This is a genomic window from Streptomyces cyaneofuscatus (genome assembly GCF_033109485.1).
Lineage (GTDB): Bacteria > Actinomycetota > Actinomycetes > Streptomycetales > Streptomycetaceae > Streptomyces > Streptomyces cyaneofuscatus.
Genome location: NZ_CP137002.1, coordinates 6,801,793 through 6,825,168 on the forward strand (window position 1 = coordinate 6,801,793; position 23,376 = coordinate 6,825,168).

The 23,376-nt window shown below is 72.3% G+C and carries 21 protein-coding genes; 12 read left to right on the forward strand and 9 right to left on the reverse strand.

Annotated elements, in window-relative coordinates:
* Positions 1–249 precede the first annotated feature (249 nt).
* The gene (locus tag R2B67_RS29970; RefSeq protein ID WP_317822376.1) at positions 250–1,014 is read right to left on the reverse strand and encodes a hypothetical protein; all 765 of its coding nucleotides are present in this window, start codon (positions 1,012–1,014) and stop codon (positions 250–252) included.
* Positions 1,015–1,220: 206 nt separating this feature from the next.
* On the opposite strand from R2B67_RS29970, the gene R2B67_RS29975 reads away from it, so the two are divergent.
* Positions 1,221–2,048: a hypothetical protein gene (locus R2B67_RS29975; protein ID WP_317822378.1), complete on the forward strand. Its 828-nt coding sequence runs from the start codon at positions 1,221–1,223 to the stop codon at positions 2,046–2,048.
* 65 nt (positions 2,049–2,113) lie between these two features.
* Here the strand turns inward: R2B67_RS29975 and R2B67_RS29980 are convergent, their stop codons facing one another.
* Positions 2,114–2,800, reverse strand: a complete 687-nt coding sequence (locus R2B67_RS29980; protein WP_381048071.1) for a response regulator — start codon at positions 2,798–2,800, stop codon at positions 2,114–2,116.
* Positions 2,801–2,916: 116 nt separating this feature from the next.
* Between R2B67_RS29980 and R2B67_RS29985 the strand changes: the two genes are divergently transcribed.
* From R2B67_RS29985 to R2B67_RS30000, 4 genes are read left to right on the forward strand one after another with little or no spacing between them, the layout of a single operon-like run.
* Positions 2,917–3,900, forward strand: coding sequence for a Bug family tripartite tricarboxylate transporter substrate binding protein (locus R2B67_RS29985; RefSeq protein ID WP_317822380.1), 984 nt, complete (start codon positions 2,917–2,919; stop codon positions 3,898–3,900).
* Positions 3,897–4,547: a tripartite tricarboxylate transporter TctB family protein gene (locus R2B67_RS29990; protein ID WP_381074976.1), complete on the forward strand. Its 651-nt coding sequence runs from the start codon at positions 3,897–3,899 to the stop codon at positions 4,545–4,547. The genes R2B67_RS29985 and R2B67_RS29990 overlap by 4 nt, the downstream gene beginning before the upstream one ends.
* Before the next feature lie 3 nt (positions 4,548–4,550).
* Positions 4,551–6,083, forward strand: a complete 1,533-nt coding sequence (locus tag R2B67_RS29995; protein WP_317822382.1) for a tripartite tricarboxylate transporter permease — start codon at positions 4,551–4,553, stop codon at positions 6,081–6,083.
* 13 nt (positions 6,084–6,096) lie between these two features.
* On the forward strand, positions 6,097–7,590 hold the full coding sequence (locus tag R2B67_RS30000; RefSeq protein WP_317824992.1) for a trifunctional class I SAM-dependent methyltransferase/NUDIX hydrolase/VOC family protein: 1,494 nt from the start codon (positions 6,097–6,099) through the stop codon (positions 7,588–7,590).
* A 12-nt stretch (positions 7,591–7,602) separates the two neighbouring features.
* Here the strand turns inward: R2B67_RS30000 and R2B67_RS30005 are convergent, their stop codons facing one another.
* Complete coding sequence (locus R2B67_RS30005; protein WP_317822384.1) at positions 7,603–8,115, reverse strand: ribonuclease FAU-1 family protein; 513 nt, start codon at positions 8,113–8,115, stop codon at positions 7,603–7,605.
* Entirely contained in the window at positions 8,096–9,016 is a 921-nt protein-coding gene (locus R2B67_RS30010) for a GNAT family N-acetyltransferase (protein WP_317822386.1), read from the reverse strand. The genes R2B67_RS30005 and R2B67_RS30010 overlap by 20 nt, the downstream gene beginning before the upstream one ends.
* A gap of 82 nt (positions 9,017–9,098) precedes the next feature.
* On the opposite strand from R2B67_RS30010, the gene R2B67_RS30015 reads away from it, so the two are divergent.
* Positions 9,099–9,488 (forward strand): GntR family transcriptional regulator, encoded by a 390-nt coding sequence (locus tag R2B67_RS30015; RefSeq protein ID WP_317822388.1) that lies wholly within the window; start codon positions 9,099–9,101, stop codon positions 9,486–9,488.
* A 60-nt stretch (positions 9,489–9,548) separates the two neighbouring features.
* Here R2B67_RS30015 and R2B67_RS30020 read toward each other — a convergent pair whose 3' ends face one another.
* Positions 9,549–10,643, reverse strand: a complete 1,095-nt coding sequence (locus R2B67_RS30020; protein ID WP_317822390.1) for a DUF5925 domain-containing protein — start codon at positions 10,641–10,643, stop codon at positions 9,549–9,551.
* Between the two features lie 210 nt (positions 10,644–10,853).
* Between R2B67_RS30020 and R2B67_RS30025 the strand changes: the two genes are divergently transcribed.
* On the forward strand, positions 10,854–11,663 hold the full coding sequence (locus tag R2B67_RS30025) for an SGNH/GDSL hydrolase family protein (RefSeq protein WP_026242096.1): 810 nt from the start codon (positions 10,854–10,856) through the stop codon (positions 11,661–11,663).
* Positions 11,664–11,904: 241 nt separating this feature from the next.
* On the forward strand, positions 11,905–12,168 hold the full coding sequence (locus R2B67_RS30030) for a hypothetical protein (RefSeq protein ID WP_026242095.1): 264 nt from the start codon (positions 11,905–11,907) through the stop codon (positions 12,166–12,168).
* Positions 12,169–12,247: 79 nt separating this feature from the next.
* On the opposite strand, the gene R2B67_RS30035 is transcribed toward R2B67_RS30030, so the two are convergent.
* The 4 genes from R2B67_RS30035 to hmgA all read right to left on the reverse strand — a co-directional run bounded on the left by R2B67_RS30035 (position 12,248) and on the right by hmgA (position 17,167).
* Positions 12,248–13,444 carry a CaiB/BaiF CoA transferase family protein gene (locus tag R2B67_RS30035; RefSeq protein ID WP_317822392.1) on the reverse strand — a complete coding sequence of 399 codons (1,197 nt, stop codon included), beginning with the start codon at positions 13,442–13,444 and terminating at the stop codon, positions 12,248–12,250.
* A 77-nt stretch (positions 13,445–13,521) separates the two neighbouring features.
* The gene (locus tag R2B67_RS30040) at positions 13,522–14,844 is read right to left on the reverse strand and encodes a type ISP restriction/modification enzyme (RefSeq protein WP_317822394.1); all 1,323 of its coding nucleotides are present in this window, start codon (positions 14,842–14,844) and stop codon (positions 13,522–13,524) included.
* Between the two features lie 71 nt (positions 14,845–14,915).
* Positions 14,916–15,770: a GntR family transcriptional regulator gene (locus R2B67_RS30045; RefSeq protein ID WP_317822395.1), complete on the reverse strand. Its 855-nt coding sequence runs from the start codon at positions 15,768–15,770 to the stop codon at positions 14,916–14,918.
* A 77-nt stretch (positions 15,771–15,847) separates the two neighbouring features.
* A complete protein-coding gene (hmgA, locus tag R2B67_RS30050) occupies positions 15,848–17,167 on the reverse strand; it encodes a homogentisate 1,2-dioxygenase (RefSeq protein ID WP_317822399.1) in 1,320 nt (439 codons plus the stop codon).
* A gap of 229 nt (positions 17,168–17,396) precedes the next feature.
* Here hmgA and R2B67_RS30055 point away from each other — a divergent pair, with 229 nt between their 5' ends.
* The 4 genes from R2B67_RS30055 to R2B67_RS30070 all read left to right on the forward strand — a co-directional run bounded on the left by R2B67_RS30055 (position 17,397) and on the right by R2B67_RS30070 (position 23,210).
* The gene (locus R2B67_RS30055) at positions 17,397–18,017 is read left to right on the forward strand and encodes a TetR/AcrR family transcriptional regulator (RefSeq protein ID WP_030570011.1); all 621 of its coding nucleotides are present in this window, start codon (positions 17,397–17,399) and stop codon (positions 18,015–18,017) included.
* A gap of 129 nt (positions 18,018–18,146) precedes the next feature.
* Complete coding sequence (locus tag R2B67_RS30060) at positions 18,147–20,330, forward strand: molybdopterin-dependent oxidoreductase (RefSeq protein ID WP_317822400.1); 2,184 nt, start codon at positions 18,147–18,149, stop codon at positions 20,328–20,330.
* 175 nt (positions 20,331–20,505) lie between these two features.
* Positions 20,506–21,927, forward strand: a complete 1,422-nt coding sequence (locus tag R2B67_RS30065) for a CitMHS family transporter (protein WP_317822401.1) — start codon at positions 20,506–20,508, stop codon at positions 21,925–21,927.
* Complete coding sequence (locus R2B67_RS30070; RefSeq protein WP_317822403.1) at positions 21,927–23,210, forward strand: MFS transporter; 1,284 nt, start codon at positions 21,927–21,929, stop codon at positions 23,208–23,210. Before R2B67_RS30065 ends, R2B67_RS30070 begins: the two co-directional genes overlap by 1 nt.
* The last annotated feature ends 166 nt before the right edge of the window (positions 23,211–23,376 follow it).

Sequence of the window (23,376 nt, forward strand, 5' to 3'; positions counted from 1 at the left end):
GGAGGGCGAAGCCCATGTCGCAGCACTACACCGCCCGTTGCCGTCCATCTGGGTACGCCCTCGGTCACTGCCGGTGGCTCTCTGTTTGGCTCTCTCCTTCTACCTCGGACTGGCCCGAGATGTGCGCCTCGTAGATGAGGCTTCCGTCCAGTGCCCGTAAGGTGCACTTGCCTACAGGTGCCGCCTTAGGCCGAGGAGCGGAAGAGGTCTAGTCGGAGGGCCGTCGCTTGATCGGCTTGCTCCCCATGTTCACGAGCCCAGCATCCTCATCACTTGTTGCCCGAGGCCAGCGGCGCCTGTGCCCACACTGATGATCCCGTTGACTGTCGAAACCCAGTCCTTGAAGCGGTCCAGAAGGTTGGCCTCGTGGAGGGGCTCTGCAGTTTCGGGCCGACGTACAACGGCGCCCAGAAAGGCGTCGAACGCGCCTTCCACTCCGCCGCGCCCGTAAATGCGCACCAGATGCACAGCTTGCAACAGGGCGTGTAGGTGCTGCAGCAGGAGGAAGTTTGCGCGGGGTGGCAGCTTTGCTGCGTTGACCTCGTCCATCAGGTCGACGATCAGCACTTCGAGGCGAGCAACGTCCTCGTCCGACATAGCATGTAGCGGGTCAGCCCTGTGAAGAACACGTGCGGCGCTTGCCAAGCTGTGCATGGCTGCACTCCTGGGAACTTCTCCGCCCGGCGCGAAGGTGGCGAAGACCTGGTAGAGGCTCTTACGGGCGACCAGGCCAGTCATAGCAGCTTGCAATCCATCGAGGTGAAGTAGCAGATGCGCTTCTTCCTCGGGCTCCTCGTTCAGGGCGCGGATGCTCTCGACTACAAGATCGGGCAAGTGGGCGACGCCCGCGATCGCTTGGAGTCCTGCAGAGGTGTGTTGCTCAACTTCCAGAACCTGTGCGAAAGCCTGCCAGGAGGAGATCGGTTCCTGCGCTCGGCTGTTCGGGAACGCTCTGTGCACAGCCAGGAGCACGTCTCTGAGGCGAGCTGCGGGGTTGTCGTGCGTCAGTGTCATGTCGCCACGGTAAAGGCTCACTCCGACAGTTCTGGGGAGTCTGTCAGGGCGGGCTCGCCTGAGTGGATGCCAAGACAAGCTTTCACCTGCTCAGAGATACCGCGAGCCTCTGATGGAGGGAGGACGTTGGGGGCTGAAGTGAAGAGCCGGAGAGCGCAGTCCTCCTGATGCGGGATGCTGGCGATCATCTGAGAAAGGAGCGCGCCGTGAGCCTGCGGGCCATCGCGACGTTCGATGTCCACACCAGGGGCGGGGTGGGAAACGCCCTCGCCTCCTGGTTCGGCGCCGCCCTCGCCCACCCCCTGCGTGGCCGGCTGGAGGAGGAGAGCCAGGGCACGGCCTTCTTCTCGGCGAGCATCCGGGCGGACGAGCGGGCCCCGAGCCGGGAGTTCCACCCGCTGGCCGCGGAGCGGGAGGCCATGCGCGAGGAGCTGCTGCGTGAGCCGGAGACGGCGCACCTGCTCTTCATGCGCGAGTACCTGGGGAGGCCGCTCGTCCACGTGCGCAGCTCCTCCATCAGGGTCCGCCGCCCCAACGCCCAGGCGCAGCTCATGTTCGGTGCGGACCGTGGCGGGCTCGACGACCCCGACTTCTGCTCCGGCCTGGTGAAGTTCCTCGTCGCCGCGCTGGACACGGTGAACCCCGCTTTCGCCTGGCTGGGCGCCGATGCCCCGGCCTCGGAGGAGACCAACCTGGACTGGGTGCTGGGCCGACGGGTACGGGATTCGGTGCGGGAGGCCCGAACGCTGTTGCGCGGCTACTCCTGGACCACTGTGTGCCCTGAGGAGCTGTCACGGCGGCTCGGCGGGCCCGACGCCCTGGCCGCCACCGGAGCCTTCCACGCGGTGCACCCGCTCCGGGCGGGCGGGGTGGTGCTCCAGGCGAGCCGGACGCCCGCCGAGTACACGGACGAGGTCCTCCGCGGAGTCTTCGATGCTCTGCGCCCGGTCCTTCCTCCGGGCACTCCCCGGTTCGAACCGGCCCACCCCGACCTGCGTTACGTCCCCGACGACGCGGCCCGCCCGGCGCGCTAGCCGCAGTCGTCGGACGCGAACCCGCCCACCGTAGCCCCAGTCGCCGGACGGAACCCGCCGCGCCCTCACCCGATCCACCGGTACCGCCGCTCCGGCCGCCCCGTCCCCCCGTAGCGCAGCGTCACCTCCGCCCGGCCCGTCCCCGCGAAGTGTTCCAGGTAGCGGCGTGCGCTCACCCGGGACAGGGCGCCCGCCTCCGCGCACTCCGTGGCGGACAGGCCCTCGGGGCGGGCGCGCAGGGTGCGTTCCACCAGGTCGGCCGTGGGGGCGGCCAGGCCCTTGGGGAGTTCGCGGGAGCCGGGCGGGCGGGTGCCGAAGATCTGGTCCACGTCCTCCTGGCGCGCCTCGCCCAGCTCGTCCAGGCGGGTGCGGAGCGCGGCCACATGGCGCAGCTGCTCCTGGAGGGCCGAGCGGTTGAACGGCTTGATCAGGTAATGGAGGGCGCCGGCCCGCAGCGCCGACCGGATCACCCCCGCGTCCCTGGCCGCCGTGATGAACAGGGCGTCCGTGCTGGGGCGTGAGGCGTCCCGTTCCTCCGCCGCGCGCAGGGCGCGCAGGACGTCGATCCCGTCCATGTCGGGCAGGTAGATGTCCAGCAGCACCAGGTCCGGGCGCAGCCGCTCGGCCGCCCGCAGGGCTTCGGCGCCGTTGTGTGCCACACCGGCCACCGTGAAACCGTCCATTGCGGACACGTAGCGGCTGTGCAATTTCGCGACCATGAAGTCGTCGTCCACCACCAGCACCGTCGTCACGCCGGACACGCTAAGCCGCGACCGCAACGACCACAACGTCCGTTGATTCCGGAAGAGAGACAGGTTGTTAACGCGCGGGCAACATGTGGGCCACTTCACAGCGAAAGGCGGAACCCGTGCGACTGCGCACTCCCCTCGCCCTGCTCGGAGCCGCACTGCTCGTGCTGGTGGGGCCACCCCTGCTCGCCACAGGCGACGGCTCCGATACCGGCACCCAGATTCCCGGGCTCCGCTTCATGGTCCCCAACACCCCGGGCGGCGGCTACGACATCACCGCCCGCACCATGGCCAAGAACGCCGAGGACGCCGGGCTCACCCACAACATCGAGGTGTTCAACCTCCCCGGAGCCGGCGGCACGGTCGGCCTGACCCGGCTCGTCGGCGAACACGGCAACGGCAAGCTCGCCCTCTCCATGGGCCTCGGCGTCGTCGGTGCCGTCCACACCAACAAGTCCCCGAGCACCCTCGCCGACACCACGCCCATCGCCCGGCTCACCGAGGAGCCGGACATCGTGGTTGTCGGCAAGGACTCCCCGTACCGCACCATCGGTGAGCTTCTCGCCGCCTGGAAGAAGAACCCGGCCGCCGTGCCCGTCGGCGGTGGATCTTCGCCCGGCGGGCCCGACCACCTCGCCCCCATGCTCATGGCGCAGGCCGCCGGGATCGCCCCCAAGGCGGTCAACTACGTCCCGTTCGACGGCGGCGGCGAGCTGCTCGCCTCCGTCCTCGGCAACAAGGTCGGCTTCGGTGTCTCCGGCCTCGGCGAGTACCGCGACCAGATCGAGGCGGGCGAGCTGCGGCTGCTCGCCGTCACCGGCCCGAAGCGGGTCCCCGGCATGGACGCGCCCACCCTGCGCGAAGCCGGCCTCGACACCGAGTTCACCAACTGGCGCGGCATCGTCGCCCCGCCCGGGCTCTCGGATGCCGAACGAACCAAGCTCACGGGGCTGATCACCAAGCTGCACGCCTCGAAGGAGTGGAAGGAGTCGATGAAGAAGAACGGCTGGGACGACGCCTTCCTCGCCGGGGAGCCCTTCGGGGCCTTCCTCGCCGAACAGGACCGGCGCGTCGCCACCGTGCTGAAGGAGCTGGGGCTGTGACCACCGAACCGACAGGGCCCACGGGCCCGGCCGAGCCCACCCGGCCCACGGAACCGGCCGAGCCCACAGGGCCCATAGGACCGACCGAGCCCACAGGGCCTGCCGCATCCGAAGGCCCCACCCGGGAGCCCGCCCCGAAGCAGGACACCACCACCCACTCCTGGCTGCGCGACCACTCCGAACTCGGCGTCTGCGCCCTTCTCCTGGCCATCGGCGCCCTCGTCCTCACCGACGCCCTCACCATGAGCGTCGACATCGCCCAGCGCGGCCCCATCGGCCCCCGTACCGTCCCCTTCGTCGTCGGCTCCGCGCTCCTCCTGGTCGCCGTCCTCCTCGCCGTCGACGTCCTGCGCGGCGGGCGCGGCGAAGCCGAAGGCGGTGAGGACGTCGACCTCGACGAACCCGCCGACTGGCGCACCGTCCTCCTCCTCAGCGGTGTCTTCCTCGCCACCGCCGTCCTGATCGGCCCGCTCGGCTTCCCGATCGCCGGGGCGCTGCTCTTCTGGGGCTCCGCCTACGCCCTCGGCAGCCGCCACCACGACCGCGATCCCCTCATCGCCGCCGTCCTCTCCCTCGCCACCTACTTCCTCTTCGACAACCTGCTCGGCGTCCCCCTCCCGGGCGGCCCGCTGATGGGAGTGATCTGACCGATGGACTCCCTCAACTCCCTCATCGACGGGTTCGGTACGGCGCTGACGCCGGCCAACCTGCTCTGGGCCGCCCTCGGCGTCCTGCTCGGCACCGCGATCGGCGTGCTGCCCGGCATCGGACCCGCCATGGCTGTGGCGCTGCTGCTCCCGGTGACGTACGGACTCGACCCGACCGGCGCGTTCATCATGTTCGCCGGGATCTACTACGGCGCGATGTTCGGCGGCTCCACCACCTCGATCCTCCTCAACACCCCCGGCGAGAGCGCCGCCGTGGTCGCCGCGATCGAGGGCAACCCGATGGCGAAGGCCGGACGCGGCGCCCAGGCGCTGGCCGCCGCCGCGATCGGCCACTTCGCGGGCGGCATGATCGGCACGATCCTGCTGGTCGTCCTCGCCCCGACCGTCGCCTCCCTCGCCATCGGCATCGGCGCGCCCGACTACTTCGCGATCATGGTGCTGGCCTTCATCGCCGTCACCTCCGTCCTCGGCGCCTCCCGCATCCGCGGCCTTGCCTCCCTGCTCATCGGTCTGACCATCGGACTCGTCGGCCTCGACCAGATGACCGGGCAGCAGCGCCTCACCTTCGGCTCGCTCCAACTCGCCGACGGAGTCGACGTGGTGATCGTCGCGGTCGGCCTCTTCGCGATCGGCGAGGCCCTCTGGGTCGCCGCCCACCTGCGGCGCACGACCGGCGAGGCCATCCCCGTCGGCCGCCCCTGGCTCGGCCGGGACGACCTCCGCCGCACCTGGAAGCCCTGGCTGCGCGGCCCGCTCATCGGCTTCCCGTTCGGGGCGATACCGGCGGGCGGCGCGGAGATCCCCACCTTCCTCAGTTACGTCACCGAGAAGCGGCTCTCCAAGCACCGCGGCCAGTTCGGCAAGGGGGCCATCGAAGGCGTCGCGGGACCTGAGTCGGCGGCCTCCGCCTCCGCCGCCGGAACCCTCGTCTCCATGCTCACCCTCGGCCTGCCCACCACCGCCGTCGCCGCCGTGATGCTCGCCGCCTTCCAGCAGTACGGGATCCAGCCCGGGCCCCTGCTGTTCGAGCGCGAACCCGAGCTGGTCTGGGGCCTCATCGCCTCGCTCTTCGTCGGGATGGTGCTGCTGCTCACCCTCAACCTGCCGCTCGCCCCCGTCTGGGCCAAGCTCCTGCGGATCCCGCGCCCCTACCTCTACGCGGGCATCCTCTTCTTCGCCGCCGTCGGCGCGTACGCGGTCGGCGGGGAGGCCCTGGACCTGGTGATCCTCCTGGTCATCGGCCTGATCGGGCTCGGGATGCGGCGCTACGGACTGCCGGTCCTCCCCGCCGTCATCGGCGTGATCCTCGGCCCGGCCGCCGAACAGCAGTTGCGGCGCGCGCTCCAGATCAGCGACGGCAGCGTGACCGGGCTGGTCAACACCCCGTTCTCCGTCACCGTCTACGCGATCGTGGTGCTGATCCTGGCCTGGCCGCTGGTCCGCCGACTGGTCGTCGTACGAGGGCGGGGCGGCCGGAAGGAGAGCGACGGAACCGGCACTGTCAGTGGTGGCTGAGAGTATCGACGGCATGACGACGATCGACTGGGACGCGGCGGCCGGCTCCTTCGACGAGGAGCCCGACCACGGGCTTCTCGACCCGGCGGTGCGCGACGCGTGGGCCGGGCGGCTGGAGAGCTGGCTGCCCGCCCGCCGCGGTGACGTGCTGGACCTGGGATGCGGTACGGGGAGCCTCTCCCTGCTCGCCGCAGGCCAGGGCCACCGGGTCACCGCCGTCGACCGCTCGCCCCGGATGGCCGAGCTGGCCCGCGCCAAGCTCGCCGGGACCGGCGCCGAGGTCCTGGTCGGGGACGCGGGCCTGCCGCCGGTGGGGGAGCGGGCGTTCGACGTGATCCTGGCCCGGCACGTCGTCTGGCTGCTGCCCGATCCGGCGGCCGCCCTGGCCCACTGGTTCGGGCTGCTGAAGCCTGGCGGGCGGCTCGTCCTCATCGAAGGGGTGTGGGGCGGTGTCGGGCTCTCCGCCGCCCGGGCCACCGCCCTGCTCACCCCGCACACCGAGCGCGTCCACCACGAGGACCTGACCGGTGACCCGCGGCTGTGGGGCAAGGAGGTGGACGACGAGCGGTATGCGCTGGTGGCCCGGGCCGAGCCGCCCCACCGGCACACGGAGGTCGTCGACGTCCACCTGATCCTGCGCCGGGGCCCGGACGTGCTGCTCGCCCGCCGCGCCAACACCGGCTACGCGGACGGGTTGCTGCACATGCCCTCCGGCCACGCGGAGGACGGGGAGGACGTCCGCGAGGCGATGATCCGGGAGGCCGCCGAGGAGATCGGTGTCGTCCTGGATCCGGACGAGGTGCGGGTCGCCCTCGTGATGCAGCACCGGGGGCCCGGTGGCGGGGCGCGGATGGGCTGGTTCTTCGTCGCGGAGTACGACGCGGAGCACCCGCCGCACAACGCGGAGCCGGAGAAGTGCTCCGAGCTGGACTGGTTCCCGCTGGACGCCCTGCCGGACGATATGGTCGCGTACTGCCGTGCCGGCCTGGACGGTTACCGGGCGGGCGAGCACTTCATGATCCACTGGCACGAGGACGGCGACCCGATCGCCCACCGGCCGGACGGCCCGCGCCGCGCCGTGGCACTGGAGCCCGCCGCCGAGCGGACCGGCCGGGTGCACCACATCGAGCTGTGGGTGCCGGAGCTGGCGGGGGCGGAGCGGCGTTGGGGGTGGCTGCTGACCCGGCTGGGCCATCTCCCGTACCAGCGCTGGGCGAGCGGCCGCAGTTGGCGGCGCGGCGAGAGTTACGTGGTCGTCGAGCAGTCACCCGACCTCTCCGCCGACCACCATGACCGCCGCCGCCCCGGCCTCAACCACCTGGCGTTCCATGTCGCGGACCGGGCCACGCTGGACGCCCTGACGGCCGAGGCACCCGCGTACGGCTGGCGGCTGCTCCACCCCGAGCGCCATCCGTACGCCGGAGGTGACGGCCTCCGCGCCGCTTATCTGGAGGACGAGGCGGGGTACGAGGTGGAGCTGGTCGTGGGGTCGGGGCCGCTGCCCTGAAACCCGGGCCGGTCATGCCAGCAGGGCCGTCAGCCCCTCCGCCCGGGCCAGCCGCTCCAGCTCGTCCAGGGCCTCGGCCGCCGCTCCGGCCGCTTCGGGGTCGCGCGCGGCCAGGCCGCTGGCCTCGAACTCGTCCTCGTCCAGCCGCAGTACGGAGGAGCCGTCCGCCGACACCCAGAGGTCCAGGTCCAGGTCCTCGACCGCCAGCACCCCGTCGGCCAGGATCGCCGGCCGCGTGATGTCGCAGTACCAGCCCTTCAGCTCGCCCTCTCCCGTGCGGACCTCCTTCACCGCGAACCACCGGTCCCGCCAGTAGTGCTCGGTGAACACATCGCCCGGCTCGAACCGGACGAAGCCGAAGTCCCGCACCCCGGGCGCGGCCCACGGCGCCCGGACGGTGACCCGGGTGCCGTCGTCCCGGACCAGCTCCGCCGGATACCTGATCTTGGTGCGGCCCGCCTTGGTCAGGACCACGACCACGCCCTTGGACCGGGGCGCGCGGGGCTCAGCCGAGGGTGCGGGCATGGCGGACCTCCGTGGCGCAGACCGTGTAGCCGAACCACTTGTTGATGGCGAGCATCGGGCCGTTGCCCGTGTCGTTGGCGGTGTAGGCGTCCGTGTATCCGGCCGCCCGCGCCCGGTGCAGTGAGTCGTTCTTCGCCAGCTTGGCCAGACCCCGCCCCCGGAACGCCGGCAGGGTGCCGGTCATGTTGCTGGAGTACGTCCGGTCCCCGTCGGTGCCGGCCGCGCTGAACGCCGCCACCCGGCCGTCCACCAGCGCCACCGTCGTCAGAGCGGCGTCGAACGTCGGGTGGCGCCAGACGTTCGCCAGCCAGTCCTCGTAGTCGTCCAGCTCGGTGGGGATGTCGGTCGGCTCGTCGCGTGTCACCTGGGCGTCCACGTCGAAGAGCGGCCGGGGATCGTCGGCGAAGTCGGACCCCGGTCTCAGCTCCACGCCCGCCGGGACCTCCTGGAGCGGCGGCAGGGCGCCGCCCGCCAGGTCCAGGCGCTGGAAGTGGGCGGAGCGTCCCGGCCGGTAGCCCCGGCCACGGGCGAACTCCAGGCTCTTGGGTGTGTCCAGCACCCAGGCGTGCACGACCGTGGCCCCCGCCTGCGCCAGATGCTCCTCCGCCGTGCTCAGCAGCAGCGAGCCCGCCCCATGGCCGGTGTGGCCGGGGAGCACGTGCGGGGTGCAGAACCCCTGACCCGGCTCCGTGCCCTCGTGGGCGATCCCTGCCTGCGCGGTGCCGATGATCTCGCCGTCCCGCTCGGCCACCAGCAGCCGGAAGTGCCGGTCCGGATGGGCATGGGCCAGATCGTGGGTCACCTGCTCGGGAGTGGACACCATGTAGGGGACCGACATCCGCCGGACGCGGGTCCACGCCTCCGCGTCGGACGGCCGGAAATCGCGCACAATCACAGTCATGCGGCGGAGGTTACGCGCGGCCCCGCCGCGACCGCCTCCTCTTTTTCCCGCCGTGGGGCCACACGTGGGGGACAATCGGCCGGTGACTGAGAAGCCCCCCGCTGAGAAGATCGTTCTGGACCCGGACTCCGGCATCGCCCCGTACGAGCAACTGCGCACCCAGCTCTCCGAACAGGCCCGTTCCGGTGCGCTCCCGGTAGGTCACCGGCTCCCGACCGTACGCGGCTTCGCCGAGGAGCTGGGCCTCGCCGCCAACACCGTGGCCAAGGCCTACCGCGCGCTGGAGGCCGACGGGGTCATCGAGACCCGGGGGCGCAACGGGACCTTCGTCGCCGCCGCCGGGGGAGCGGCCGAGCAGAAGGCGGCGACCGCCGCCCAGCTGTACGCCGAGACCGCCGAGCGGCTCGGCCTCACCCGGCAACAGGCCCTGGCCCTGGCCAAGGACGCGGTGCGGGCCGCGTATGGGGACTGAGCCCGCCGCCCGTCCTCGTACCGCCTGCAGATCCCGTACCGCCTACAGGGCCCGTACCGCCTACAAATACAGCCCCGCGTCCGCCCCCGCGTCCTGCTTCGGCACCGACGCGGGGCCGGTCCCCCGGCGCAGCGCGTACAGCTCCGCGAGCGAGCTGCCCTCCCGGCTCACGCCCTCCTCCGTGCCCAGCCAGGCCACCGACTCGCTGCGGGTCAGCGGGCCCACCTCGATCCGGGCCAGGCAGCGTCCCGGCCGGACGACCGCCGGGTGCAGCCGCTCCAGGTCCTCGTTGGTGGTGACGCCCACCAGCACGTTCCGGCCCTGGCCGAGCAGACCGTCCGTCAGGTTCAGCAGCCGGGACAGCGCCTGGCCCGCGGTGTGCTTGGCCTCGCCCCGGATCAGCTCGTCGCAGTCCTCCAGGAGCAGCAGCCGCCACCGGCCCTTCGCCGTGCCGTCGTCCTCACCGATCGCGATGTCCATCAGATAGCCGACGTCGTTGAAGAGCCGCTCCGGGTCCAGCACGCAGTCGACCTGGCACCAGTCCCGCCAGGAGCGCGCCAGCGTGCGCAGCGCGGACGTCTTGCCGGTGCCGGGCGGCCCGTGCAGCAGGAGCAGCCGGCCCGCGATGTCGTCCGGGGTGACCTTCATCAGCCGGTCCATGGCGTCGGCCACCGGGGCGGTGTAGTTGGGGCGGACCTCGCCCCAGGTGCCGGCGGTGATCTGCCGGGTGGTGCGGTACGGGCCGCGGCGCGGGGAAACGTACCAGAAGCCCATGGTCACGTTGTCGGGCTGCGGCTCCGGTTCGTCCTGGGCGCCGTCGGTCGCCTGCCCGAGGACCTTCTCCGCCAGCTCGGCGCTGGTCGCGGTGACCGTGACGTCCGCACCCCGGTTCCACCGCGAGATCAACAGCGTCCAGCCGTCGCCCTCGGCCAGGGTTGCGCTGCGGTCGTCGTCGCGGGCGGACCGCAGCACCGAGGCGTGAGGGGGCAGCAGGGTCGCGCCGGCCTTGACCCGGTCGAGGGAGGAGCTGTGGGAGTACGGCTGCTCGCCCGTCGCGAAGCGGCCGAGGAAGAGCGCGTCGACGACGTCGGAGGGGGAGTCGCTGTCGTCGACGGTGAGCCGGATCGGCAGAGCGGACTCGGGGTTGGCAGACATGGCGCCCATGATCCGGCACGGGACCACCCCACGCACCCAGGTTTCATCAGCCCGGGCCACACCCCACACCGGCGCGTCAAGGCGCGCGCGTTGAACTCCTGGCGGCGGACGGAAGCACTCACCACTTATTTTTGGCATGAACACTTCCAGTGAGCCGGGTGCGCTGCTACTACGGAGTAACGCAGTTACCCCTGCTCAAGGAGTCCCCCCATGAAAATGTCCAGACTCGTGGCGTTCTCGTCCTCACTCCTGCTCGGTGCCGCCCTCGCCCTCACCGGTGCGGGGATCGCGAACGCCGACTCCTCCGCCCAGGCCGTCGACTACGTCGCCCTCGGCGACTCGTACTCCTCCGGCGTCGGTGCCGGCAGCTACGAGAGCTCCAGCGGCGACTGCAAGCGCAGCACCCGCGCCTTCCCCCGGCTCTGGGCCAACGCCAACTCCCCCTCCAGCTTCGCCTTCACCGCCTGCTCCGGCGCCAGGACCAACGACGTCACGAGCGGTCAGCTCGGACCGCTCAACGCCTCCACCGACCTCGTCTCGATCTCCATCGGCGGCAATGACGCGGGCTTCGCCGACGTCATGACGACCTGTGTCCTCCAGTCCGAGGCCACCTGCCTCAACCGCATCGCCACCGCCCGCGCCTACGTCGACTCGACCCTGCCCGGCCGCCTCGACTCCGTGTACTCCGCCATCAAGGCCAAGGCCCCCTCCGCCCGCGTCGTCGTCCTCGGCTACCCCCGCTTCTACCAACTCGGCGGCAACTGCGTGGCCGGCCTCAGCGAGAAGGAGCGCGCCGCCATCAACGGCGCGTCCGACCACCTGAACACCGCCACCGCCAAGCGCGCCGCCGACCACGGCTTCACCTTCGGTGATGTCAGGACGACCTTCACCGGGCACGAGATCTGCTCGGGCAACTCGTGGTTGCACAGCGTGAACTGGCTCAACATCGGTGAGTCCTACCACCCCACCGCCGCCGGACAGTCCGGCGGCTATCTGCCGGTCTTCAAGTCGGCTGCCTGACAAGCGAGTTGCGCGACGAATCTGCGAGTCGAGCGGGAGGTCCCGGCCGCCGGGGCCTCCCGCTCCGTCGAACAGCCCATCCGAACTGTCCGAACTCGCCCTGGAATCGGGCGGATTCGGTAACTGGTCGTCAACCTCCGTATAGGTGTGCTGGTCCCGTAGGCGGGATACCCGTGTGTCACCGTGGGGCGATAGGGTTAACCTGCCCGGACCGGGTGCCCTCGTACGGGTGGGGAGTGACATGGAACAGATAACGGTGCGGAGCAGGCCTCGGGTGCCTGCCATCACCTGCGGAAGCGGTGCGACCAGTACGCGCCTCGACCGCCATCTCGCGGTGCTCGGCGGCCCTGTCGTCCCGCAGCGCGAGTCGGCGGAAGCGACGCTGCTGATGCGGGAGCTGACCTCGCGTGATGCCGCGCACACCCGCCGGAGCAGGAGCGCCCGTGTGTCGCTCTTCGCCCCGCTGCGGCGACTGCGGCGTTCGCTCTTCGGCAGCCGCCACTGACCGACGCACGTCGATCACCGGGCCGGCCCGACATCCGGGGCGGCCCTGACGCTCGGTCCACCCCACCGCTCGGGGTGGCTCAGCCGATCACTCCGTCCCGGCGCAGCGCCGATGTCTGCTCGTCCGTCATCCCCAGGGCTCGCAGCAGCGCATCGGTGTGCTCACCCAGCGCCGGTACGGCACCCATCGAAGGTTCCGGGCCGCCCGGCAGCGTGATCGGCGGCAGCAGCGCCCGCAACGGCCCGACCGGTGACTCCACTTCCCGCCACCGGTCCCGCGCCGCCAGCTGCGGATGCGCCGCCACATCGGCCACCGTGTTCAGCCGGGCGCAGGCGATCCCCGCCGCCTCCAGCGCGTCCAGCGCCTCCTGACCCGTCAGCCGCGCCAGCGCCCGCCCCACCACCTCGTCGGTCCGCTTCCGGTTGGCCGTCCGCGCGGTGTTCGTCGCGAAGTCCGGATCGTCGGCCAACTCAGCTCGTACGAGCACCTGTTCGGCGAGCCGCCGCCACTCCCGGTCGTTCTGCACGGAGAGCAGCACCTGCTCACCGTCGGCCGTGCCGTACGCGTCGTACGGCGCGATCACCGAGTGCGCGAGCCCGGTACGCGGCGGGGGAGGGGCCCCGTGCATCCCCTGGTGCAGCGGGTGCCCCATCCACTCGGCCAGCGCGTCCAGCATGGAGACCTGCACCGGCCCGCCGCGCCCGGTCGTCCCGCGCCGCAGCAGCGCCGCCAGCACCCCGGAGAACGCGTACATGGCCGCCGCGATGTCCGCCGCCGGAATGCCCGCCTTCACCGGCTGCTCGGCCGTCCCGGTCACGGAGACCAGGCCCGCCTCGCACTGCACGAGCATGTCGTAGGCCCGCTTGTGCGCGTACGGTCCGCTCTCCCCGTAGCCGGAGATGTCCACGGCCACCAGCCGCGGGTGGGCCGCACAGAGCGTGGCGGCGTCCAGCCCGAGCCGGGCCGCCGCGCCCTGGGCGAGGTTCTGTACGAACACATCGGCCCCGGCGACGAGTTCCCGCACCACCGCCAGGCCGCGCGGGTCCTTCAGATCGACCGCCAGGGACTCCTTGCCCCGGTTGCACCAGACGAAATGCGAGGCGAGACCGCGGGCCGCCGTGTCGTAACCGCGCGCGAAGTCGCCGCCGTCGGGGCGCTCCACCTTGATGACCCTGGCGCCGAGGTCGGCGAGCTGGCGGGTGGCGAAGGGGGCGGCGACCGCCTGTTCGACGGCCACCACGGTGATGCCGTCCAGGGGGAGGGGCTGAGTGCTCATGGGCCGTGCTTACCCTGCCGACCGGCCCTTTCGCCACCTCCGGCCCTCACCGGGAGGCCCAGGAAGGCCGCCCGCCCTCACAGCAGCGCGAACTGCCCCTCCGGCCCCTCCTCCTGGTGGCCGAGGACCGAGGCGGGCCGCCGGAGGGACGCCGGGACCGGCAGCACCCCCGCCGCCCGCAGCTCGTCCCGGGAGATCAGGGGCGCCCGCTCCAGCCGGGCCCGCAACGCCTCCTGCCGGGGCCGCAGCCCGTCCAGGAGCGCCAGTACGGTGATGAGCTCCAGCAGCTCCGAGGTCCACTCCGGGGTCCACCCGCGCGCCCCGACCACCTCCAGCCCGTCCGCCTCCGCGCCCTCGGGAATCCCGCCCTCGGGAACCGCGCCCACCGCCGCCGCCGCCCGGCGGCCGAACCAGAGCTCCAGCACCCGTACACCGCTCACCGTGAACTCCCAGGCCCCCGCGGGCACCGGCGAGATCCGGCCATCGCCGATGACCAGGGCCTCGGCCTCCGCGTCGTACACGATCCCCGTGGGCCGGGCCGGGAGCGCCGCCCGCACATAGGGCCTGCGCCCGCCCGGCAGCCGGGGCCGCTCCCCGCCCCGGGCGCCCCGCAGCTGCACCCGCACCAGCTCCCGGCCGAGCTCCACCCCGGCCGCCCACACCTCGGCGTCGGCGGGCAGCGGGACCCGGCAGCCGGACGGGGAGGGCAGGGCGGCGGCCAGGATCCAGGCCAGCACGGACTCGGGGCCGGCCTCCTGAGGCCCCAGCCGCGTACGCACCACGTCCAGCAACCCCGGTGCCAGGTTGGGGTCGGTGGCGCCGGGCCGCCGGTACAGCGGCCGGATCCGGCCCGGCCGCCCGGCGGGGGAGTGGCCGTCGGGGAGCAGGTGGGTCACCGACAGGGCGGGCCCGGCGGCGGCCTGGGGCACGTAACCGTGCTCGACCGCGAAGAGCTGCCGCTCGTCGCCGACCCGCCACAGCTCCGGGCGGGCCGCGTCGATCAACCGGTGGTCGGGGAGCAGCCACTGCTCGTCGAACGGGCCGTGCAGGATGCGTACGGGGTCGGGGCAGGCACCCGGTTCGCGGGCGAAGCGTCCGGTGCCGGCGGCGGCACCGGCACCGGACGTGGACCGGCCGGGCAGTGCGGCGACCGGGGTGTGCGGCGTACGGGAGCGGCTCGGGCGGAACAGCCGCTCCTGCTCGGGGCCCTCGGCGGCGGCCAGCCGCTCCCAACGGGCCCGGAGGGCGGCGGGGTCGGGGCCGCTCACCCAGGAGCGTCCGGTTCTCAGCGGCCGGACCGACCAGGGCATCAGCTCGTCCAGCTCCAGGGACGTCGAGTCCTCGCCCGATCCGGCCGCCGTCGTCGCCGTCGCCGCCGCTGCGGTCCTGCGCGCTGCCACCGAGCCGTCCCTCCCCTGTCCGCCGTGACCGTTCGCATCGTAACGGCGGGCGGTCTTCCCGTGGGGCCGGGTCAGTGGGCCTCCACCGTCACCGAGAACGAGAACCGGTCGCCCCGGTAGCGGATCCGGGCCACATCCACGACGCGGCCCTCATCGTCGTACGTCACGCCCGTGTAGTGCAGGATCGGGCTGAGCAGCGGGACCTGGAGGAGCTCGGCGGTGACCGGGTCGGCGAGCCGGGCCTCCACCGTGTCGGTGATCCGGGAGATCCTGACCCCGACGCCGTCACGCAGCACCTTGGTCATCGGCCAGCGTTCGAGGTCGGCCACGTCGATCCGGGCGGCGATGTCGGGGCGTACCGCGTTCTCCGCCCAGTTGGTCGGCTCGTCGCTCTCGCCGTCACGGCGCAGCCGCCGGTAGCTGACGACCTCGCCGCAGTCCGGGAAGAACTCCGCGAGGTCACCCGGCACCGGCACCGCCCCGTGGCCGAGAACCGTCGTCGCCTCCCCGGACTGCTGGGCGACGATCGCGTCGACCGAGCCCAGCAGCCGGACCGGGGAGACCCGCCGGGCGCGCGGCTCGATGAACGTGCCGCGCCGCCGGTGCCGGCTGATCAGCCCCTCCGTCTCCAGCTCCTTCAGCGCCTGGCGCATCGTGAGCACGCTGACCCCGTAGTGCCCGGCGAGCTGTTCCTCGGTGGGCAGCCGGAGGGAGGCGTCCTGGGGGCGGCCGAGTATGGAGGCCCGCAGGGACTGGGAGACCTGGTACCAGAGCGGCAGCTTCCGGTTGAGGACGAGCGAGTCGGGGGCGAAGGCGGGCGGGTGCGCCCGGCCGGCGGAGCTCACCCCCGCCCGCTCCGCCGCGTCCCCGGCCGTCCCTGCCCCGGCAGCCCTCGCCTCGGTCGTCGTCTCATGGCTCTCTGTCATGTCGTCGTCCCCGTCCCGTCCCTCCGGGCCCCTCCGGCCGCCCGGCCCGTCTCCCCGCCCGTCTCCGCAGCGGCTCGCTACGGCCGGAAGTTGCGGCTCAGACCCTGCCACACGTCGTCGTAACCGCGCTGCAGATGGCCGGCTCCGGCCGCCTGCGGGGTCGCGATGATCGGCCAGCGGGTCTCGAACATGAAGGCCAGGCCGTCGTCGATCTTCTGCGGCTTCAGCTCCGCCGCGCTCGCCCGGACGAAGGTCTCCCGGTCCGGTCCGTGCGCCGACATCATGTTGTGCAGCGAGCCGCCCCCGGGGACGAAGCCGTCCGCCTTCGCGTCGTACGCGCCGTCGATCAGTCCCATGTACTCGCTCATCACGTTCCGGTGGAAGTACGGCGGCCGGAACGTGTCCTCGCCGACCAGCCAGCGCGGCGCGAAGACCACGAAGTCGACACCGGCCAGGCCGGGGGTGTCGGACGGCGAGGTCAGCACCGTGAAGATCGACGGGTCGGGGTGGTCGTAGCTGATCGACCCGATGACGTTGAACCGGTGCAGGTCGTAGACGTACGGCGTGTGGTTCCCGTGCCAGGCGACCACGTCGAGCGGTGAGTGGTCGTACGTCGCCGACCAGAGGTTCCCGCAGAACTTGTTGACCACCTCCACCGGCCGGTCCTCGTCCTCGTACGCGGCGACGGGGGCCAGGAAGTCCCGGGCGTGCGCCAGCCCGTTGGCGCCGATCGGCCCGAGGTCCGGGAGCACGAACGGGCGGCCGTAGTTCTCACAGACGTACCCGCGCGCGGTCTCCTCCAGCAGCTCCACCCGGAAGCGGACACCGCGCGGGATCAGCGCGACGTGGCCCGGTTCGGCGCGCAGCAGGCCCAGTTCGGTGCGGAGCAGCAGCCCGCCGTGGACCGGGACGATCAGCAGTTCACCGTCCGAGTCGCTGAACACCCGGTCGGTCATGGAGGAGTTGGCGTGGTAGAGGTGCACCGCCATACCCGTGCGCTGAGCGGCGTCACCGTTGCCGCCCAGGGTCCACAGCCCGCTGACGAAGTCCGTGCCGGGCGCCGGCTCGGGGAGCGGGTTCCAGCGGAGCCGGTTCGGGTCCGGCACGCTCTCGGTGAAGGGCGCGGTGCGCAGATCGCCGTTGTCGGTCCGGGTGAAGGCCGGGTGTACGGCGGAGGGGCGGATCCGGTAGAGCCAGGAGCGGCGGTTGTCGGCGCGGGGCTCGGTGAAGGCGGAGCCGCTCAGCTGCTCCGCGTAGAGGCCGAGGGGGGCGCGCTGGGGGGAGTTACGGCCGTGCGGCAGGGCCCCCGGCACCGCCTCCGAGCTGTGTTCGTTGCCGAAACCGGAGGAGTACGCCAGTCCCTCCGCCGTCTTCCTCGCCTGCTCGATGCCGCTCATCCCGCACTCCCGGTGACCGTGAAGCCCTTGGATCCGCCGGACAACGAATCCTATGGGACACCGTAGGAATAGGAGGCGGGCGCGTCAACGGCCTGGATCACGCCATTCGGGGGGTCCGGGCGCCGATCCCGGAGCGTGGGGTGGCATCCGGAGGGCGTGGAGTGGCTTCCGGGGGTGTGAAGTGGCTTCCGAGGGGCTTGCGGAGGGCGCCCGGGACGTGCACGGCATCATGGGTCCCGTGCCCCACCCGAACCCGAACCTCCGCCGCGCCCCCGTACAGCAGCGCAGCGCCGACCGGCTCGCCCGGATACTCGACGCCTGCGCCGGACTGCTCGACGAGACCGGCTACGAGCAGCTCTCCACCCGTGACGTCGCGTTGCGCGCCGAGGTGCCCATCGGCTCCGTCTACCGCTTCTTCTCCAACAAGCGGGCCCTGGTCGACGCCCTGGCGCTGCGCAATCTGGACCTCTACGCCGAGCGCATCACCGCCCGGCTCGGCTCCCTCCCCGCCGACGACTGGCGCGGGGCGATCGACGCGGTGCTGGACGAGTACCTGGCGATGAAGCGGACCGTGCCCGGCTTCGCCCTGGTCGACTTCGGGCCCCCGTCGCCCGCCGAGGACGCGTCGGACGACGCCAACCGCCGCCTCGCGGGCCGGCTCACCGACCTCCTCGCCGGACACCTCGGCCGCCATCCCGGCCCGGAGCTGCTGCGGGCCATCCTGGTGAGCGTCGAGGCGGCGGACGCGCTGCTCCAGCTCGCCTTCCGTACGGACCCGTCGGGTGACCCGGCGATCGTCGCCGAGACCCGGACGCTGGTACGGGCGTACCTCGCGCAGATCCTGGACTGAGGGCGCCGGGGGCCTCGCGGCGGCGGGCGTCACGTGCCCGCCGTCGACCCCCTCCCCGACATGCCTACCGGTCGGTATGCTCGCGGTGCCGTCCGAGTGCTGCCACCGCCGTCGCCCCGGGGAGGGCCCATGTCCCACGCATCCCGTACCGCACCGCGTATCTGCCCCCTCTGCGAAGCCACCTGCGGCCTCACCCTCACCATCGAGGGGGCCACCGTCACCGGTGCGCGCGGCGACCGCGACGACATCTTCAGCCGGGGCTTCATCTGCCCCAAGGGGGCGTCCTTCGGCGGCCTGGACGCCGACCCCGACCGGCTGCGCGTCCCGCTCGTGCGCGGGGAGGACGGGGAGCTGCGGGAGGCGACCTGGGACGAGGCGTTCGACCGGATCGCCGCCCGCGTACCGGCCCTCGTCGAGGCCCACGGTCCGCAGGCCGTCGGCGTCGTCCTCGGCAACCCCAACGTCCACACCATGGCGGGCTCCCTCTATCCGCCCCTGCTCCTCGCCGCCCTCCGTACCCGCAACGTCTTCACGGCCAGCACCCTGGACCAGATGCCCAAACACGTCTCCAGCGGGCTGCTCTTCGGGGACGCCAACGCCATCCCCGTACCGGATCTCGACCGCACCGACCACCTCCTCCTGATCGGCGCCAACCCGCTGGAGTCCAACGGCAGCCTCTGTACCGCCCCCGACTTCCCCGGCCGGCTCAGGGCGCTGCGGCGGCGCGGCGGCACCCTCACCGTCATCGACCCGCGCCGCACCCGGACCGCCCGCCTCGCCGACCGGCATGTGGCGATCCGGCCGGGAGCGGATGCGTTGTTGCTCGCCGCGATGGCCCACGTCCTGCTGGAGGAGAAGCTCACCGACCCCGGTGTGCTCGCCGAGCACCTGGAAGGGGCGGATGAACTCGCCTTCGCCCTCGCCGACTTCACCCCGGACGCGGTCGCCGCCGCCTGCGATGTGGACGCGGCCACCATCACCGCGCTCGCCCGCGAGCTGGCCGCGGCTCCGACCGCCGCCGTGTACGGGCGGATCGGCAGCTGCACCGTGGAGCACGGCACGCTCGCCAGCTGGCTGGTCGACGTCCTCAACATCCTCACCGGCAACCTCGACCGCCCCGGCGGCGCGCTGTTCCCGCTCTCCGCGACGGCCCGCGCACCGCGCGGAGCCGCCCCCGGCAAGGGCTTCGCGCTGGGCCGCTGGACGTCCCGGGTCTCCGGCCACCCCGAGGCCAAGGGCGAACTTCCCAGCGCCGCCCTGGCCGAGGAGATCGAGACCCCGGGCGAGGGCCGCATCCGCGCCCTGATCGTGCTCGCCGCCAACCCCGTCCTCTCCGCGCCCGACGGCGACCGGCTGGACGCGGCGCTCGCCGGGCACCTCGACTTCATGGTCAGCGTCGACCCGTACCTCAACGAGACCTCCCGCCACGCGGACGTCGTCCTGCCCCCGCCGCCCCCCTCGCAGAGCGCCCACTTCGACTTCGCGTTCAACTCCTTCGCCGTGCACAACCAGGTCCGCTACACCCGCGCCCCCATCCCCCTGGAGGACGGGCGGATGGACGAGAGCGAGATCCACGCCCGGCTGATCCTCGCGGTGAGCGGCATGCACGGCGCCCCGCCCTCCGCCGTCGACGACCTGGCCATCGCCACCGCGATCACCAAGGCGGGCGCCCCGAAGGAGCTGGCCGACGAGCTCACCGGCCGCAGTGGCCCCGAACGCCGCCTCGACCTCATGCTGCGGCTCGGCCCGTACGGGCTGACGCTGGAGCGGCTCCTCGCCCACCCGCACGGCATCGACCTCGGCCCGCTGAAGCCGCGCGTCCCGGAGATCCTGCGCACCCGCTCCGGCCGCATCGAACTGCTCCCCGCTCCGATCGCCGCCGACCTGCCGCGCCTGCGCCGGGCGCTGGGCGACCGCCCCGCCCCGCTCGTCCTCGTCGGCCGCCGCCATCTGCGTTCCAACAACAGCTGGATGCACAACGTCGTCTCGCTCAGCGGCGGTTCCAACGTCTGTACCCTCCAGGTCCACCCCGACGACGCGGCCCGGCTCGGGCTCGTGGACGGGGCCACCGTACGGATCGAGTCGGCGGGCGGCGGGATCGAGGCCCCCGCCGAGATCACGGACACCGTACGCAGCGGAGTGGTGAGCCTTCCGCACGGCTGGGGCCACAGCCGCCCCGGGACCCGGATGGCGGTCGCCGCCGCCCACCCGGGTGCCAATGTGAACCAGCTGCTGGACGGCACGCTGCTCGACCCGCTGTCCGGTACGGCCGTGCTGAACGCCATTCCGGTGACGGTGACCCCGTCCCCGTAGCTCTCCCCGTAGCGCACGCCGTAGCCCTCCCTGTAACACCACCGCGTTGACCTGGGGTTTTGCTCGTATTGCTCACGCGTCAACGTCTTGTTAACTCTTCGAGAGGGCCCCTAACGTCGTCCGGACCGACCGCCGAGACCGGTGGGAGTTCAAGGATGAACGTTAGGTATCCCCCATGCTGACAATCCTCGGCTTCGCCATGATCGCGACCTTCCTGGTCCTGATCATGACGAAGAAGATGTCGCCGATCGCGGCGCTGGTACTGATCCCCGCACTGTTCTGTGTCGCCGTCGGGCAGGGAGCGAAGCTCGGCGACTACGTCATCGAAGGCGTCGGCAACCTGGCGCCGACCGCCGCCATGCTGATGTTCGCCATCGTCTACTTCGGCGTGATGATCGATGTCGGCCTCTTCGACCCGATCGTCCGGGGCATCCTGCGGTTCTGCAAGGCGGACCCGATGCGGATCGTCGTCGGTACGGCGGTGCTCGCCGCGATCGTCTCGCTCGACGGCGACGGCTCCACCACCTTCATGATCACCGTCTCGGCGATGTATCCGCTCTACAAACGCCTCAAGATGAGCCTCGTCGTCATGACCGGTGTGGCGGCCACGGCGAACGGCGTCATGAACACCCTGCCCTGGGGCGGCCCCACCGCCCGCGCCGCGACCGCGCTCAAGCTGGACGCCTCCGAGATCTTCGTCCCCATGATCCCGGCGCTGGCCGTCGGCCTGCTCGCCGTCTTCCTGCTCTCGTACGTGCTGGGTCTGCGCGAGCGCAAGCGCCTGGGCACGCTCACGCTGGACGAGGCGCTGGTACGGGAGCCGGAGCAGGAGACCGTCCTGGCAGGGGCGGGCGGTCCGGGCGAGGACCGGCTGCGCAAGGGCCCCGGCGGCACGGGCTCGGCGGACCTCACGCGGGACGGTGACGATGACGAGGACGGCGAGGACGAGGAGGAGTTCAAGGGCCTCGACCCCAACCGCTCCACCCTGCGGCCCAAGCTCTACTGGTTCAACGCCGGTCTGACCATCGCCCTGCTGACCGCGATGATCATGGAACTGATGCCGATCCCGGTCCTCTTCCTCCTCGGCGCCGCCCTCGCGCTCACGGTCAACTTCCCCCACATGCCTGACCAGCGGGCCCGGATCGCCGCCCACGCCGACAACGTCCTCAACGTCTCCGGCATGGTCTTCGCCGCCGCCGTCTTCACCGGCGTCCTCACCGGCACCGGTATGGTCGAGAACATGGCCGACTGGGTGGTCGGGGCCGTCCCCGACGCGATGGGCCCGCACATGGCCATCGTCACCGGGCTGCTCAGCCTGCCGCTCACCTACTTCATGTCGAACGACGGCTTCTACTTCGGCGTCGTCCCCGTCCTCGCCGAAGCCGGCGCGGCCCACGGCGTCTCCCCGCTGGAGATCGCCCGCGCCTCCCTGGCCGGCCAGGCGCTGCACATGTCCTCGCCGCTGGTGCCCGCCGTGTACGTGCTCGTGGGCATGGCGAAGGTGGAGTTCGGCGACCACACCCGGTTCACCGTCAAGTGGGCGGTGCTGACCTCGCTGGTGGTGCTCGGGGCGGGCATCCTGTTCGGCACGATCTGATGTCACGCGCGCGAGGGCCCGGGGCCGGGCCCGGCAGGGGCTGGCTGCTGCGCCTCGTCATCGCCTTCGCCTTCGCGCAGGGGGCGGTGTCGATGGCGCGGCCCGCCGTCTCCTACCGGGCCCTCGCGCTGGGCGCGGACGAGACCGCCGTCGGCGTCATCGCCGGGGTCTACGCGCTGCTGCCGCTGTTCGCGGCCGTCCCGCTCGGCCGCCGCACCGACCACGGCCGGTGCGCGCCCCTGCTGCCGCTCGGCGTGGTGCTGATCTCCGGCGGCTGCGCGCTCAGCGGGGTCGTCTCCTCGCTGCCCGCGATGGCCGCCTGGAGCGGGGTGATGGGCCTCGGCCACCTCTGCTTCGTGATCGGCGCGCAGTCGATCGTGGCGCGGCAGTCCGCCCCGGCCGAACAGGACCGCAACTTCGGCCACTTCACCATCGGCGCCTCGCTCGGCCAGCTGGGCGGCCCGATCGCGGCGGGAGCGCTGATCTCCGGTGAGAGCGGTGCTCTGGGGCGTACGAGCGCCCTCGCGCTCCTCGTCTCGGCAGGGGTCTGCGCGGTCGCGCTCACCTCGCTGTGGCGCATCGAGCACCGGCGTACGCCGGGCTCCCGTGCCGTGAAGCAGTCCGCCAAGGTCCCGGTCACCAGGATCCTCGGCGCTCGGGGCGTCCCGGCCGGGATCTTCATCAGCATGGCGGTCCTGTCCTCCACCGACATCCTCACCGCCTATCTGCCGGTGGTCGGCGAGCACCGGGGGATCGCCCCCGCCACGGTCGGGCTGCTGCTCAGCCTGCGGGCCGCCGCCACCATCGCCTGCCGTCTGGTGATGACCCCGATGCTGCGGCTCCTCGGCCGGACGGCCTTGCTGACCACCAGCTGCCTGCTGGCCGGCCTGCTCTGCGCGGGGATGGTCCTCCCGGTCCCCGTCCCGGTGCTCGCCGTCATGCTGGCCGCCCTCGGGTTCTGCCTCGGCGCCGGCCAGCCGCTGTCGATGACCACGGTGGTCCAGGCCGCCCCCGCCGAGGCCCGGTCCACCGCACTGGCCCTGCGCCTCACCGGCAACCGGCTGGGCCAGGCCGCCGCCCCCGCCGCCGCGGGCCTGATCGCGGGTACGGCGGGGGCGGCGGCCCCGTTCGCCCTGCTCGGGGCCCTGCTGCTGGCGGCGGCGGGGCTGGGCCTGCGCGGCGGACGGGCGCCCCGGGCCTCCTCCGTACCGCCGGAGCCCACGCCCGTACGCGACCGGGAGCAGGATGACAGCATGCCCCTGGCCGACCGGAACCGCTCCTGAGGTACCGGCCCCACCCAACCCCGTACGCCCCACACATCCCCCACGTCTCCCACGTCCCAACCTTCGCGCGAGTCATTCCCTCACCCCGCCCGGTGGGCTAACTTCCCTCCACAGCCGCTCCCCACCGCGACGTACACCTCGTACACCTTGATCCCGGGGACACCTC